Genomic DNA, 13,939 nt, shown 5'->3' with positions numbered 1-13,939 from the left:
GCGGGACGGGTCCTAGGCCGCGCTGGTGAGGACGGGAAGATAACCACCCGATTGGCCTGCGGCCGTCGGGTGGTACGAGTCGCCGATGTTGAGCCAGTCGAGACTGTGCAGCCACGAGCTGCCGGAGCAGATCTCATGGCCGGTGAAGGTGGAGCGGACGTCGCCGAAGGTGAAGCCGTGGTTGGCGGCGGCCTTGGCGATGGCGGTGTCGACGTAGTCGGCCGCGTTGTTGATCGCCGAGCGCTTGGTCTCGGAGAGGCCGATGCAGGTCGTGCCGAGCTTGTAGAAGCGCGGATAGCCGAGCACGACGACGTGAGCGGACGGGGCCTTGGCGCTGATCGCTGAGTAGACGGTGTCGAGCTTGCCGGGCAGGGTCGAGTCGACGTACGCCTTCGCGGTGTTGATCCGGGAGAGGCAGGTGCTGTCGGAGTTCAGCACGCAGGTCGTCATGACGTCGGCGAAGCCGGCGTCATTGCCTCCGATGGAGATGGAGACGAGGCTCGTCGAGCTGCTGAGCGTGCCGAGCTGGCCCGCCAGGACGTCGTCGGTGGTGGCTCCCGAGCAGGCGAGGAAGCTGAACGACGACGGTGCGTGGGCGCTGTTCCACAGGTAGGGGTAGGCGTTCGTGCTTCGGTCGCAGCTGCCGCTGGAGCTGATGTAGCTGCCCGCGCCGACTCCCGAGGAGTAGGAGTCGCCGAGGGCCACATACCCACCGGTCGCCGCGTTTGCCGAGGTGGCCCCGGTGAGGGCGAGGCCGATGGCGAGGAGGATCGTACCGAGATATGCGGTAATTCGGGAACGTCTCATGGAACCTCCCTTTAGCAGGATCTCTGCTGCAACTGTGGTAGCAGCTACGCGTGTTGACTGGAAGTGTTCATGCCAAGAACTTTTGGGGCGTAAAGGGGAACACGAGGCGCACACAAGCGGCGCGAGCGCGCACTCCGGCGCGGGCACGGTGACAGAACGTCAACCGGCGGCATCCCGCGAGCCACGGAGGTCTCCTTGACTGCTCCCGCGGACCTGCGCGACATTGAAGCCCGGCATCCGGCGCTTCAGGGGGCAAAATCGCCCATGCGGACCAAAGGCATCAGGACAGCTTCACCCGACCGCACCGAGCGGCCGCGGCCAGGGCCGGGGAGAGACCTCGCACCGCTGCTCGCGGGGGCCGCCACGGGTGTCGCCGGGGTCGGCGCGGTGCTCGCGCTCACCGGCGACGAGTCGCCGCTGCGCGGGCCGTTCACCCTGTTCTTCCTGCTCGCGGCGCCGACGGCGGCCGTGGCGACACTGCTGCGAGGGCTGGATCCGTTCGGCCGCGCACTCGCCTCGCTCGCCGCCGGGGTAGGGGTGGACATGCTGACCGCCCAGGGCATGCTCGCCGTCCACCGGTGGTCGGTGCGCGGCGGTGTCGTGGCGGTGACCGTGTTCAGCTCGGTCGTGTTCGCCGCGGTGTTCCTCGGCCGGATGAGGAAAGTCCGTTCGCGCGGCGGAACAACGTCTGCCAAAGTTATGTAACGTACAAACCAACAAAAACGTGAGGCCTCATTCCAGGTCTTGCCATACGGGTTCAATCGTCAATACCGTCATACATCTCACCCGCACCGGTCCGTCACGATTCGGCTCCAGGGGAGGGCTCAGGGCCAGGGCGAACCGGCGTGGGGCGCGGTAGGGGGGTGCCGTGCTCGGTGACCGCACTTGTGCCGAGTCGTGCCGCGAGACCGGTTGCCGTTCGTCATGGGCGGCCGGCCAGCTATGCCAGCTCGCCCGGCATGCACGGAGTGTCGTTCCGTCATGCCATGGGTGAGAACCCCCCTTTCGAACCGGACACACAGCCGGGCCGCCCAGGGGCGGGCGGTCCGCCGGACGAGAGGGACCAGACTCATGAGCTCAGTTCTGCGCCCGCCGACATCGGGGCAGGATCCGTGGGCGGTGACGTACCGTCCTGTCTCCTCTCACCTGGCCATCGCGCCACCGGTGAGTGTGGTGATCCCCGCCATGAACGAGGCGGAGAATCTCCCGTACGTCTTCAAGACGCTTCCGGACTGGATCCACGAGGTCGTCCTCGTGGACGGCCGGTCCACCGATGACACCGTCCAGGTCGCCCGCGATCTGTGGCCGGACGTCAAAGTCGTCCGGCAGCAGGGCAAGGGCAAGGGCGACGCGCTGATCACCGGGTTCGAGGCCGCCTCCGGCGACATCATCGTGATGGTCGACGCGGACGGCTCCGCCGACGGCAACGAGATCCTGTCGTATGTGTCCGCGCTGCTGTCCGGCGCCGACTTCGCCAAGGGGTCCCGGTTCGCCAACGGCGGCGGCACCGACGACATGACGTTCATCCGCAAGCTCGGCAACTGGGCGCTGTGCACGGCCGTCAACCGCAAGTTCGGCGCCCGCTACACCGATCTGTGCTACGGCTACAACGCGTTCTGGCGGCACTGCCTGGACAAGATCGACCTCGACTGCACCGGTTTCGAGGTGGAGACCCTGATGAACATCCGGGTCGTCAAGGCGGGGCTGAAGGTGCAGGAGATACCCAGCCACGAGTATCTGCGCATCCACGGCACCAGCAATCTGCGCGCGGTGCGGGACGGGCTGCGAGTGCTGAAGGTCATCCTCAGAGAGCGCTCCAACCGGCGGGACCTGCGGCGCCAGGAGCACCGCTCCCCGCTGCTCGAATCGGTGCGGGGGCAGGTGTCTTGAGCGGTCCCGACATCTCCGTCGTGATCTGCGTCTACACCGAGGACCGCTGGGAGGACATCCTCGCGGCGGTCGACTCGGTGCGGTCGCAGTCACGGGCCGCGCTGGAGACGCTCCTGGTCGTCGACCACAACCGGGCCCTGCTGGACCGGCTGGCCGGGGAGTTCAAGGAGAGAGCCGGGGTCCGGATGCTCGCCAACGCGGGCCCCCGCGGGCTGTCCGCCGGCCGCAACACCGGCGTCGCGGCCTCGTACGGCGAGGTCATCGCGTTCCTGGACGACGACGCCGTCGCCGAACGCGACTGGCTGCGCCGCTTCGCCGAGGCCTACGCCGATCCGCGGGTGATGGCCGTCGGCGGCCGGACGATGCCCGTCTGGGCGTCGCGGCGGCGGCCCCACTGGTTCCCCGAGGAGTTCGACTGGGTGGTCGGCTGCACCTACAAGGGCCTGCCGCCAGGCCGGGTACAGGTGCGCAACGTCCTCGGCGGCAACGCCTCGTTCCGCCGTACGGCGTTCGACGCCGCGGGCGGCTTCGCCACCGGCATCGGACGCGACGGCGACCGGCGGCCACTGGGCTGCGAGGAGACGGAACTGTGCATCCGCCTCACCCGCGCCCGGCCCGACGCCGTCCTCCTCATCGACGACCGCGCGGTGATCCACCACCGGGTGCCCGAGGCCCGCGAGCACTTCCGCTACTTCCGCACCCGCACCTACGCCGAGGGCCTGTCGAAGGCACTGGTCGCCCGGAGCGTCGGCACCGCCAAGGGCCTGGAGTCCGAACGCCGCTACACCACCCGCGTCCTCCCTGCCGGAGTGGCCCGCGGCCTGCGCGACGCCGCCCTGGCCCGCCCGGGCGGCGCGGGCCGGGCCGCCGCGATCGTCGCCGGGGTGCTCTCGGCGGCGGGCGGCTATGCGATCGGCACGCTACGGGCCCGGCGCGGCGGTACGGCGTTTTCGGTGTTCTCCGTGCCGGAGATCGAGCTCGGCCCGGGGCACGAGACGAAACCCGGGTTCCGGGACGGTGTTGCCCGGGGCGAGGGGGCGTCCCATGGGTGAGAGACCGGTGCCCGTGCTGATGTATCACTCCGTCGCCGTCGCGCCGGGCGACGCCACCCGTGGGCTGTCCGTCGCGCCGGAGGCCTTCGCTGAGCATCTGGCGGTGCTGGGGGATCTGGGGTTCACGCCGGTCAACGCCGCCGCGCTCGCCGCGAGCTGGCGGTCCGGCAGGGCGCTGCCGGAGCGGCCGGTGCTGATCACCTTCGACGACGGGTACGAGGGTGTGCACCGGCACGCCCTGCCCGCGCTCGTCAAGCACGGCTTCCCGGCCACCCTGTTCGTCTCCACCGGCTGGCTGCGCGGCGCCCACGACATGGGCGGCGGCCTCGACACCATGCTGGACTGGGACCAGGTGCGCGAACTCGCGGCCGCCGGAGTGGAGATCGGCGGCCACAGCCACACCCATCCGCAGCTCGACCAGCTCGACGACGGCACCCTGCGCGACGAGCTCGTGCGCAGTACCCGTATCGTCGCCGACGAACTGGGCCGCGCACCGGTCTCCTTCGCCTATCCCTACGGCTACTCCAGCCGCCGGGTGCGGCAGGCCGTGCGGGAGGCGGGGTATGCGCAGGCGCTCGCCGTCGGCAACCGTCAGGCCCGCCGCGCGCAGGGGCCGTACGCCCTGCAACGGCTCACGGTGCGCCGCACCACCACCGTCCAGGAGTTCGAGCGGCTGGTGGAGGGCCGCTCGATCGCCCGGGACTTCGCCCGGGACCACGCCCTCACCAAGGGGTACGCCCTGGTCCGCAGAGCACGACAGATCCGCCGGAAGGCCATCGGTTCCCGTGTCTGACACGACGACCAGCACCGAGAGCAATACCGACAGCAACACCGACAGCACCATCGGCACCGGCACCGGCACGACGACGGGTGCGAGCGGCACCGCGCCGGGCGACGGCAGGGCGGCCGGGTCCGGGCGGCGGCTGCGGCTGCCCGGACAGGGACAGGCACCCGGCGGCGGGAACCAGCTCTTCCGCAACGCCTACGCGCTGATGCTCAACACCGGCATCTCCGCCGTCCTCGGCCTCGGCTACTGGCTGATCGCCGCCCGCTACTACACCGACACGGCCGTCGGCCAGGGGTCGGCCGCGATCGCCGCGATGAAGCTCCTCGCCGGGCTCACCGCGGTGACGCTCACCGGCGCCCTGGCCCGCTTCATCCCGGTCGCCGGACCCGGCACCGGGCGCCTCGTCTTCCGTACCTACGCGGGCAGTTCGGTCGTGGTGGCCGTCGCGGCCGGGGCGTTCCTGCTGACGCTGAACGCGTGGGGGCCGTCGTACCGCTTCCTGCACGGGCCGGTGAACGGGCTCGGCTTCGTGGTCGCCGTGGTCGCCTGGAACGTCCTCACCCTCCAGGACGGTGTGCTGACCGGGCTGCGCAGCGCACCCTGGGTGCCGGTCGGCAACACGGTGTTCTCCACCGTGAAGCTGGCGCTGCTGATCGGTCTGGCCGCCGCGATCCCCGCCACCGGGGTCTTCGTGTCCTGGGTCGCGGCCATCGCCACCTCGGCGGTCCCGCTCGGCCTGCTGGTGTTCCGGCGTCTGATACCCCGGCACATCGAGGCGACCCGGGACCACGCGAGACCGCCGTCGCTCAAGGAGATCGGCACCTTCCTCGCCGGTGACTACACCGGCTCGCTGTTCTCGCTCGCCGTGGTCTATCTGGTCCCGGTGATCGTGGCCTCGCAGGTCAGCTCCGAGGACAACGCGTACTTCTACATCACCACCACCATCGGCGGCACCATCAATCTGCTCGCCATCAACATGGGCGCCTCCCTGACCGTCGAGGGCTCGCACGATCCGGCGCGGCTCGCCGCCAACACCCGGGCCGCGCTGCGGCGGATGGCCCGCATCATGCTGCCGGTGTGCGGGGCCCTGTTCCTCGGCGCCCCCTTCATCCTGCACGTCTTCGGCGACGGGTACGCGCACGCGGCGACCCCGCTGCTGCGCTGGTTCGCGGTGGGCGCGCTGCTCAGGGTCGTCATGGAGACGTACTTCGCGGTGCTGCGCGCACAGAGCCGTACGGCGGGGCTCGCCTGGCTCCAGGGCCTGCTGTGCCTCCTGGTGCTGAGCCTGACACTGCTTTTGCTCCCCCGCATGGGGCTGACCGGCGCGGGCGTCGCGGAGATCTCCAGCCTCGCGGTGATCGTGACCATCGCCGCGCCCAGGCTCTACCGGACCGTCAGAGCCGGGCCGCCCGCCGAGATCCCCGAGACCACCGCGCCCGACGGCGACCTCGCCGACCTGGGGGCGCCGCCCGAGCTGCCCAGGCATGCCGACGACGCCGTGCCGCGCCGCCGCAGGCCCGCTTGGGCCCTGGACAGCGACACCCTCGCGCTCGGGCTCGGCATCCATGTCGACTTCGACCACCAGGAACGCCGCCCCGACGTGCGCCCGGGGCCGGGCACTCCGCCCGCCGGTACACCGGTCGTCGTCGAACGCGATCAGGACACCTGGGCACTGGGGCGGGGGGTTTCGGGGATCGGGCTGCCGGTGGAGGAGCGGCAGCCGTCGGCGTCGCCGTCCCCTTGGCCACCCGCTGGGCCGACCGAACGCAAACCGACCGTACGCGAACCGACCGTACCGGTACCGGCCGTGACGGAAGCCGCCGCCCCCGAGGACCCCCCGCCACCCCCGTCCGAACCACCCGCACCCGACCGCCCCGCGCGCCCCACCCGCGCCGGTGTGGTCCTGGGCGCGCTGCTGGTCGCCGCGCTCCTTCTCTACTGGGTGCCCGCGCTGCGCCTCGGCGAGGCCGATCTGGACCGGATGGGCGGGCTCGGCCTGGTCTCCGTGCTGCCGCTGCCCACGCTGGCCGGGGCGGCGCTGCTGGTTGTGGTGTTCGCGGCCCTGCTGGGGCGGCGCCACGAGCACCGGGCGCTGCTGCTGGTGACGCTGCTGGCGACCGTGGTGTCGCTGCACGCGCTGCCCGCGGTGATCGAGACCGAGCCGCGGTTCGCGACCGCCTGGCAGCACCTGGGCTTCATCGACTACATCGACCGCACCGGCTCGGCCGTGCCCGACCTGGACGCCCGCTGGAGCTGGCCGGGCTTCTTCGCGGCGGCCGCGTTCATCGGCAGGGCGTGCGGGATCACGGACTTCACCGAGGTCATCCGCTGGTGGCCGCTGACGATCGAACTGCTGTATCTGGCCCCGATGTTCCTGCTCACCCGCTCGCTGCGGGCGAGCTGGCGGGCCCGCTGGACCGGGATCTGGATCTTCGTGCTGAGCGGCTGGGTCGGCCAGGACTACTTCTCCCCGCAGGGCTTCACCTTCCTTCTGTATCTGGTGTTCGTGGCGGTGCTGCTCGTCTGGTTCCGGGCCCCGCGTGTGCTGTGGACGCGGCTGCGGCCCGGTGAGATGGAGGTCGAGCCGGCCGACCGGCGGCAGCGGACGGCGCTGCTGATGGTCCTGGTCTGCCTGTTCGCTGCGACCGTCCCGGCGCACCAGCTCACCCCGTTCGTGATGCTGGGCGTCCTGACCGTGCTGGTGCTGACGGGCCGCTGCGAACTGCGCGGTCTGCCGCTGCTGTTCGGGGTGCTGGCCGCGGCCTGGCTGGGTTTCATGGCCGAGCCGTACTGGTCGGGGCACTTCGACGACCTGTTCGGCGGGGTCGGCGGCGTCGGCAGCAATGTGCAGACGTCCGTCTCCGGCCGGATCCAGGGCGGCGACGCCACGCACAAGCTGGTCCTCTACACCAGGGTGCTGCTCGCGGGCGGCGTCATGGCGTTCGGCTGCCTGGGCTGGTGGCGGCGGCGCAGAAACCGTTACCGCGAACGGTCGCTGCTGGTCCTGACGTTCGTCCCGTTCCTGGGCTTCGGTATGCAGTCCTACGGCGGCGAGATGGCGCTGCGCGTCTTCATGTTCGCCGTGCCCGGCGCGGCCCTGCTGGCCGGGCTCGCCCTGTTCCCGCGCAGCGGTGTCACACCCGAGGAGCGCGAGAGGGACCGGCACGGTCTGGGACGGCTGGCCCCGCTGGCCGCGCTGCTGGCGGGCCTGCTGCTGATGGGCGGCTTCCTGGTGGCCCGCTGGGGCAACGAGACCTTCGAGCGGATCCGGCCCGGCGAGGTCGCCGCCATGGACTGGGTGTACGCCCATGACAAGCCGACCGTACGGCTGCTGTGGCTGAGCAACGACACCGTCAACGACGTGACTCCGGCGATGCCGTGGGGCGCGCGGGACATGGAGCGCGTCGACTATGTGCCGACGCTCGCCCCGGCCGACCCGGTGCTGGTGTCGGGCCTGGTCAAGGCGCTCAAGGACGCGGGCCCGAACTCGTATCTCATGGTCGACGAGAGCCAGGCGACGTATCTGCACATGGACGCGGGCTACCCGGCCGGCTGGGGGACGCGGCTGGTGCGGAACCTGGACGGGCGGCCGGAACTGCGCAAGGTCCTCGCCAACGACGACGTCACCGTGTACGCGATGAGCGAGCGGCCCGCGGGGGCGGTGCCGAAGCCGGATCCGGGTCCGATCGGGCCGCGGGTGACCTGGACCCCGTGGTCGGTGGTCGGCGGGCTCGCCGCGGTCGCGCTGCTGGTGCTGCTGACGGCGCGGGAGGCGGCACGGGTCGCGATGCGGCCGAGCGTACGGCGGCTGCGACTGCTCCAGAGCAGCTTCTGGTTCTCGCTGCCGCTGCTGGCGGTGCTGTTCGCCTCACTGGTGCAGCGGTTCCTGACGATGGGGCGGGGGTGAGGGGGCTTCGGTGAGCGCGTGCCCGGGGTGGCTCAGCGCGCCAGCCACTTCACCTCGTACGCCCCCATGTCGAACCGCTTGCCGTCGATCCGCGCGCTGATCGTGCGGTCGAGGACGTTGACGACGAGGACCGTCCGGTCGCTCGCCAGGACCCGCACATTGGGCACATCGTCAGCGGCGACGGACACGGTGCGGTAGCGCGTGCCGGGCGGGAACTCCTTGCCGAAGCGGGTGACCAGGCCGAGCATCGGCAGGGCCGTGCCGCCGCCCGCGCCGTAGGTGGGGGTCCAGAGGCAACCGGGGCAGCCGCTGCCCTTCTCGTCCTCGGGGTTCCAGTAGAAGCCGGAGCCCGCGCCGCCCTTGACCATGGCGATCATCCCGGTGGCCTGGACGGCGACGCGGTGGGCCTCGGTCCAGCCGGCGCGTTCGTCCTTGCCGTCGGCGGGCTCGACGTAATACTCGGCCCACCACAGCGGAAGGTCGTCGGTCTGCCGCCGTACCCACTCACCGACGGCGGTGAGCTTGTCGGTGGCGGCGAACTCGTCGGGCAGCATCTCGTCGTCGCGGGTGTAGCTGGAGCCGTCCACGACGACGAAGTCCGCGCCCGTCCTGTGCTCGTTCCAGTAGCCGAAGGCGTCGAGGACCCGCTGGTCCATGGCGCCCCAGGGGCCCTTGACGTCGGCGGAGGCGTTCTGGTCGCGCGGGTCGACACTGTCCATGTCGAGATACGGCCCGCCGACCATGATGTTCCGGTTCACTTTCTTCAGCGCCGCGTAGACGAGGTTGTACATGCGGGTGTAGCCCTCGTAGTCCCAGCGGGCCCGGGCGTCGTTCCAGAACCCCTTGAACTCGTTCCACACGATGAAGTGGGTGACATCGGGGTAGCGCCGGGCGACCGTCACGGCGAGCGCGGCGAAGTCCGCGTAGTGGTCCGGGGTCGGCGCGGTCTCCAGGGCGGCCTGGCTCCAGTCGGTGTTGTCGACGCCGGACTTGCCGCCCTTCATCCAGTCCGGTGAGCAGCACAGTGTGATGACGGGCGTGCCGCCCGAGGCGCGCATGAAGTCGACACGGCGGTCGAGTGCGCCGAAGTCGTAACGCCCTTTCACCGGCTCGGGGTTGTCGGCGCCCCAGCCCATGATGTGCTGGTTCTGCGGCACGCTCCCGGCCTTCGACAGCAGGCCCTCGACCCGCCGGCCGGCGGCGTCGCTGCCCTCGTCGGCGCTGTACTGGGTGTGGGTGAACCCCCAGCCGACGTACGGCTCGTCCTGGTGCGGCGGGGTGGCGGGCGTGCCGTGCACCTTGTCGCCGTCACGTGTGGTGCCGGCCGTGCTTCCGCCGCCGGGCAGGGTGTGGACCAGCGTCACCACCAGGGCCAGCGCGGCCACGCCCACCCCGAGCAGGGCGGTCAGCCGCCACCACCGGGCCCCCGTGTTCCACCCATGACGTCCCATCGGGGGCAACAGTAACCGCGGGGGTGGCGGCTGGGCCATGCATCCGGAGGCGGACAGATGGATTCGAAAGGCGCGGAGGGGATGTTCCGGGAGGATCGGACTCTTCGTGTCCTGGTGCGGAAACCGGGTGCACGGGGGCTCCGGGTGCCGGATCATGGACGGCATGTCTGCGAACCCTTACGACGCCCTGCCGTTCCGGCTCAACGTCGACGACAGCGACTCCCCGTCCGATGTCGTCGACGCGCTGTTTCTCGGCCGGTTCGCGACGGGCGAGCAGCCGTACTCCCACGCGGCGAACATCGACCGGGTGCGCTCCGGTGTCAATCTGCTGCCGTCCGGCGCCCGGGTGCTGCGGGTGGCCAGGGACGACGACCGCAGCGCCACCCTCGCGGAGGGGGACGGCTGGACCGTTCTGGTGTCCCGCTGGAACCGGGGTGCCGACATCACCGTCACAGCGACCACCGCCGAACTGGCCAAGCAGATCCTCGACCAGGCCACCGACGGCGCGGCCGACGAACCGGAACCGCAGCCGGAGAACGTGACGATGGGGTTCTGGTACGTCTCCCCGCGGCGCGGCCCGCACCGTACGACCCGGCAGATCTCGGCGGGCACCTGGGAGGAGGTCCGCCCCAACTACACGGCGCCGGTGGCGGACGCGATGGACCACCTGATGAAGACGACTCCCGAGGACATCGCCGGACGGCTGCTGCTCCTGCACGGCCCGCCCGGCACCGGCAAGACCTCGGCGCTGCGCACGCTGGCCCGTTCCTGGCGGGACTGGTGCCAGGTGGACTGTGTGCTGGACCCGGAGCGGCTGTTCTCCGACGTCGGCTATCTGATGGACATCGCGATCGGTGAGGAGGACGGGGCGGGCAAGGGCCGCTGGCGGCTGCTCCTGCTGGAGGACTGCGACGAGCTGATCCGCGGCGAGGCCAAGCACACGGCGGGGCAGGCGCTGTCCCGGCTGCTGAACCTGACCGACGGGCTGCTCGGCCAGGGCCGCAATGTGCTGGTCGGTGTCACCACCAACGAGGATCTGGAGCGGCTGCACCCCGCCGTGGTGCGGCCCGGCCGCTGTCTGGCCCGTATCGAGGTCGGACGGCTGACCCGGGCGGAGTCGGTCGGCTGGCTCGGCGCCGAGGAGGGCGTCGGGCGCGACGGGTCGACCCTGGCCGAGCTGTACGCGCTGCGCCGGGGCACCTCGCCGACGTCGGTGCCGGAGCCGCGGGGCGGGTCGGACGAGGGGCTGTATCTGTAGGGCGCGGGCCGCCGGAGGACAGAGAGGAGGGGCGACCGGAGCGTATCCGTGCGCCCCGGCCGTCCCTCCGGTGCTTTGATGGGGGTATGACCCTGTTCGTCGGGACGTCGGGGTGGCAGTACCGGGACTGGCGGGGCGTGCTGTACCCGGACGGGTGTCCGCAGCGGCTGTGGCTGGAGGAGTACGCGGCGCACTTCGCCACGGTGGAGCTGAACAACGCGTTCTACCGGCTGCCGACGCGGGAGAACTTCGCCGCGTGGCGGGAGCGGGTGCCGGGTGACTTCGTGGTCGCGGTCAAGGCGAGCCGGTACCTCACCCACATCAAGCGGCTGAAGGACCCCGCGGAACCGGTGCACCGGATGATGAGCCACGCCGCCGGTCTCGGCGACCGGCTCGGCCCGGTCCTCCTCCAGCTACCGCCCACCCTGCGCGCCGACCCCGGGCTCCTCGACGCCTGCCTGGCGTGCTTCCCCGGCGGCACCCGGGTCGCGGTGGAGCCACGGCACGCCTCCTGGTGGACGTCCGAGGTGCGGGCGGTGCTGGAGGCCCGGAGTGCGGCGCTGTGCTGGGCGGATGTGCTCGCCCGCCCGGTGACTCCGCTGTGGTGCACCGCCGACTGGGGGTACGTCCGCTTCCACGAGGGGCGCGCCCAGCCCTGGCCACGCTACGGGCGGCGGTCCCTGGAGACCTGGGTCGACCGCATCGCCACGTCCTGGAGGGCGGGGGCCGAGGTGTTCACCTACTTCAACAACGACCCGGGCGGGGCGGCGGTGGCGGACGCGGTGCACTTCGCGGAGACGGCCCGACGGGCGGGGCTGACGGTGACACGGGCGCCGGACGAGGTCCTGGGGCAGCGTGCGGGCACCGGGTCGTAGGGCATGTGCGCCGGGACCGCCGTGCTACGGGGCGCAGTGAGGCGCTACCCGCCGTACACCGCCCGCAGGGCCTCCCGGGCGGCGGCGAGGGCCGACCGTTCGTCCAGTCCGAGCCGCCTGGCCCGCTCGGCGTACACCTGCGCGGCCGCCGCGAGCTCCCGTTCCGCGGCCTGCCCGGCGGCGGCCACGAAGGTGCCGTTGCGTCCGCGGGTCTCGATCACCCCGTCGGTCTCCAGTGCGCGGTAGGCCTTGGCGACCGTGTTCGGGGCGAGGCCCAGCGACTCGGCGAGGCCCCGCACCGTGGGCAGCCGGTGGCCCACGGGCAGCGCCCCGGACCGCGCCTGCTCGGAGATCTGCGCGCGCACCTGCTCGAACGGCGGGGCGCTGTCATCGATGTGGATCTTCAGGCTCACGGGGTGCATTGTCCCGCACCGGCCGGAAAATAAGAGGCGTTCGCCGTCCGCCCGACGTAGCGTGCGCGTCCATGACGGTGATCGTGCGTGCGCTGCGCCCGGAGCCACGGTCCGACCTGGAGGGTTTCGCCCGGGTCCGGGACCGTGCGCTGCCGTACTTCCTGGTCACCCCCGAGTCGCTCGCCTACGACCTCACCCATCCGCATCCCGATGCCCGCTTCATGCTGCTGGTGGCCGAGGAGGACGGTGAGATCACCGGTACGGCCCAGGTCGGACTGGCACAGGGCGTCGGGGAGCCGGACCAGGGGTTCATGAACGTGTATGTCGACCCCGGGCGCACCCGGCACGGCGCGGGGTCGCTGCTGGTGCGGGTGGCCGAGGAGCATCTGGCGGCCCACGGGGCGCGGCGGTCGTACGCCTGGGTGCAGGACGCGCCGGTGGGCCGCGCCTTCGCCGAGGGGCACGGCTACCGTCCGAGCCGCTCCGCGCACTTCCTGCGCCTCGACCTCGCGCAGGGCGCGCTGCCTCCGCTCCAGGACCTGCCGCCAGGGGTCGAACTGCGTTCCGGCGCCGACTTCGCGGACGATCCGTACCCGCTGTTCGAGCTGGACACGGAGACGGTGGCGGACGAGCCGAGCGATCTCGGCGGCGAGCAGTCCGACTACGCGAGCTGGCTGACCTGGACCTGGCGGCATCCGCTGGTGAGCCAGGAACTGACCTCCGTCGTCCTGGTCGACGGCCGCCCCGCGGCGTTCAGCGCGGCCCGCACCGACGGCGGCACCCGCTACAGCACCCTCATGACCGGCACCGCCCGCGCCTTCCGGGGCCGGGGGCTGGCCAAGCTCGCCAAGAACGACTCCCTGCACCGCGCCCGCGCCGCGGGCTTCGCCGAGGCGTTCACCGGCAACGACACCGGCAACGGCCCGATGCTCGCGATCAACGAGTGGTTCGGGTACGAGATCTGCGCGACGGAGGTGCGGTATGTCCGCGAACTCGGCTGAACCAGGACGTCTGCTGGACGTCGCCCTGGTCAAGGGCGGCCGTACGAAGATCCGTTACGAGGCGGTGCTCCTCTCCGACGACGGCACCCGCGTCACGGTGCGCGCACCGTGGGCGGGTGACGTGGCCCGTGATTTCGGGTTCGTGCGCTTCGAGCAGGGCGATGTCTTCACTGAGCACTACTGGCGGGACCGCTGGTACTCCGTGAAGGAGGTCCGGGACGCGGCGGGCGTGCTCAAGGGCTGGTACTGCGACATCACCCGGCCCGCCGTGCTGACCGGCACGGAGCTGGTCGTCGAGGATCTCGATCTGGACCTGTGGCGGTCGGCGGACGGCAGGGACGTACGGCGGCTGGACGAGGACGAGTTCGCGGCGAGCGGCCTGGCGGAGCGCGACCCGGGGGCCGCGGCGAGGGCCGTGGCCGCGCTGGACGAGCTGGAACGGCTGGCTGTGGAGGGCGGCTTCGATGCTCTCCTCACCCCCTGAGCGGCCGACGGGCC

Annotated in this window: 12 protein-coding genes; 9 read left to right on the top strand and 3 right to left on the bottom strand. The window is 71.6% G+C overall.

The features are described 5' to 3' along the window. Positions 1–12: 12 nt before the first annotated feature. Positions 13–807, bottom strand: coding sequence for an SGNH/GDSL hydrolase family protein (locus ACSYGN_RS32500; protein ID WP_460401979.1), 795 nt, complete (start codon positions 805–807; stop codon positions 13–15). Positions 808–1,071: 264 nt separating this feature from the next. On the opposite strand from ACSYGN_RS32500, the gene ACSYGN_RS32495 reads away from it, so the two are divergent. The 5 genes from ACSYGN_RS32495 (at position 1,072) to ACSYGN_RS32475 (ending at position 8,443) form a co-directional block, all read left to right on the top strand. After that, entirely contained in the window at positions 1,072–1,512 is a 441-nt protein-coding gene (locus ACSYGN_RS32495) for a hypothetical protein (RefSeq protein ID WP_460401977.1), read from the top strand. A 366-nt stretch (positions 1,513–1,878) separates the two neighbouring features. Further along, on the top strand, positions 1,879–2,697 hold the full coding sequence (locus ACSYGN_RS32490) for a glycosyltransferase family 2 protein (protein WP_460401975.1): 819 nt from the start codon (positions 1,879–1,881) through the stop codon (positions 2,695–2,697). Continuing rightward, positions 2,694–3,749, top strand: coding sequence for a glycosyltransferase family 2 protein (locus tag ACSYGN_RS32485; protein WP_460401973.1), 1,056 nt, complete (start codon positions 2,694–2,696; stop codon positions 3,747–3,749). Before ACSYGN_RS32490 ends, ACSYGN_RS32485 begins: the two co-directional genes overlap by 4 nt. Beyond that, a complete protein-coding gene (locus ACSYGN_RS32480; RefSeq protein ID WP_460401971.1) occupies positions 3,742–4,542 on the top strand; it encodes a polysaccharide deacetylase family protein in 801 nt (266 codons plus the stop codon). Before ACSYGN_RS32485 ends, ACSYGN_RS32480 begins: the two co-directional genes overlap by 8 nt. After that, the gene (locus tag ACSYGN_RS32475) at positions 4,535–8,443 is read left to right on the top strand and encodes a lipopolysaccharide biosynthesis protein (RefSeq protein WP_460401969.1); all 3,909 of its coding nucleotides are present in this window, start codon (positions 4,535–4,537) and stop codon (positions 8,441–8,443) included. Before ACSYGN_RS32480 ends, ACSYGN_RS32475 begins: the two co-directional genes overlap by 8 nt. A 32-nt stretch (positions 8,444–8,475) precedes the next feature. On the opposite strand, the gene ACSYGN_RS32470 is transcribed toward ACSYGN_RS32475, so the two are convergent. Next, positions 8,476–9,894, bottom strand: coding sequence for a xylan 1,4-beta-xylosidase (locus ACSYGN_RS32470; RefSeq protein ID WP_460401967.1), 1,419 nt, complete (start codon positions 9,892–9,894; stop codon positions 8,476–8,478). A 163-nt stretch (positions 9,895–10,057) separates the two neighbouring features. Here ACSYGN_RS32470 and ACSYGN_RS32465 point away from each other — a divergent pair, with 163 nt between their 5' ends. Continuing rightward, positions 10,058–11,152, top strand: coding sequence for a DUF5925 domain-containing protein (locus tag ACSYGN_RS32465; protein ID WP_460401965.1), 1,095 nt, complete (start codon positions 10,058–10,060; stop codon positions 11,150–11,152). A gap of 86 nt (positions 11,153–11,238) precedes the next feature. After that, positions 11,239–12,027, top strand: coding sequence for a DUF72 domain-containing protein (locus ACSYGN_RS32460; protein ID WP_460401963.1), 789 nt, complete (start codon positions 11,239–11,241; stop codon positions 12,025–12,027). A gap of 44 nt (positions 12,028–12,071) precedes the next feature. Here the strand turns inward: ACSYGN_RS32460 and ACSYGN_RS32455 are convergent, their stop codons facing one another. Continuing rightward, positions 12,072–12,440, bottom strand: a complete 369-nt coding sequence (locus ACSYGN_RS32455; RefSeq protein WP_460401961.1) for a GntR family transcriptional regulator — start codon at positions 12,438–12,440, stop codon at positions 12,072–12,074. Positions 12,441–12,511: 71 nt separating this feature from the next. Between ACSYGN_RS32455 and ACSYGN_RS32450 the strand changes: the two genes are divergently transcribed. Together ACSYGN_RS32450 and ACSYGN_RS32445 are read left to right on the top strand one after the other, a co-directional pair. Further along, positions 12,512–13,441: a GNAT family N-acetyltransferase gene (locus tag ACSYGN_RS32450; protein WP_460401959.1), complete on the top strand. Its 930-nt coding sequence runs from the start codon at positions 12,512–12,514 to the stop codon at positions 13,439–13,441. Further along, entirely contained in the window at positions 13,422–13,925 is a 504-nt protein-coding gene (locus ACSYGN_RS32445; RefSeq protein ID WP_460401957.1) for a ribonuclease FAU-1 family protein, read from the top strand. The genes ACSYGN_RS32450 and ACSYGN_RS32445 overlap by 20 nt, the downstream gene beginning before the upstream one ends. The last annotated feature ends 14 nt before the right edge of the window (positions 13,926–13,939 follow it).

This window comes from Streptomyces sp. YIM S03343 (assembly GCF_054729195.1).
This window is presented reverse-complemented; position numbering and strand designations above follow the sequence as displayed.

Bases quoted from the DNA above. Each gene is read 5' to 3' on its own strand.
- ACSYGN_RS32500 (WP_460401979.1), bottom strand. From the start codon at position 807: ATGAGACGTTCCCGAATTACCGCATATCTCGGTACGATCCTCCTCGCC.
- ACSYGN_RS32495 (WP_460401977.1), top strand. From the start codon at position 1,072: ATGCGGACCAAAGGCATCAGGACAGCTTCACCCGACCGCACCGAGCGG.
- ACSYGN_RS32490 (WP_460401975.1), top strand. From the start codon at position 1,879: ATGAGCTCAGTTCTGCGCCCGCCGACATCGGGGCAGGATCCGTGGGCG.
- ACSYGN_RS32480 (WP_460401971.1), top strand. From the start codon at position 3,742: ATGGGTGAGAGACCGGTGCCCGTGCTGATGTATCACTCCGTCGCCGTC.
- ACSYGN_RS32470 (WP_460401967.1), bottom strand. From the start codon at position 9,894: ATGGGACGTCATGGGTGGAACACGGGGGCCCGGTGGTGGCGGCTGACC.
- ACSYGN_RS32465 (WP_460401965.1), top strand. From the start codon at position 10,058: ATGTCTGCGAACCCTTACGACGCCCTGCCGTTCCGGCTCAACGTCGAC.
- ACSYGN_RS32460 (WP_460401963.1), top strand. From the start codon at position 11,239: ATGACCCTGTTCGTCGGGACGTCGGGGTGGCAGTACCGGGACTGGCGG.
- ACSYGN_RS32450 (WP_460401959.1), top strand. From the start codon at position 12,512: ATGACGGTGATCGTGCGTGCGCTGCGCCCGGAGCCACGGTCCGACCTG.
- ACSYGN_RS32445 (WP_460401957.1), top strand. From the start codon at position 13,422: ATGTCCGCGAACTCGGCTGAACCAGGACGTCTGCTGGACGTCGCCCTG.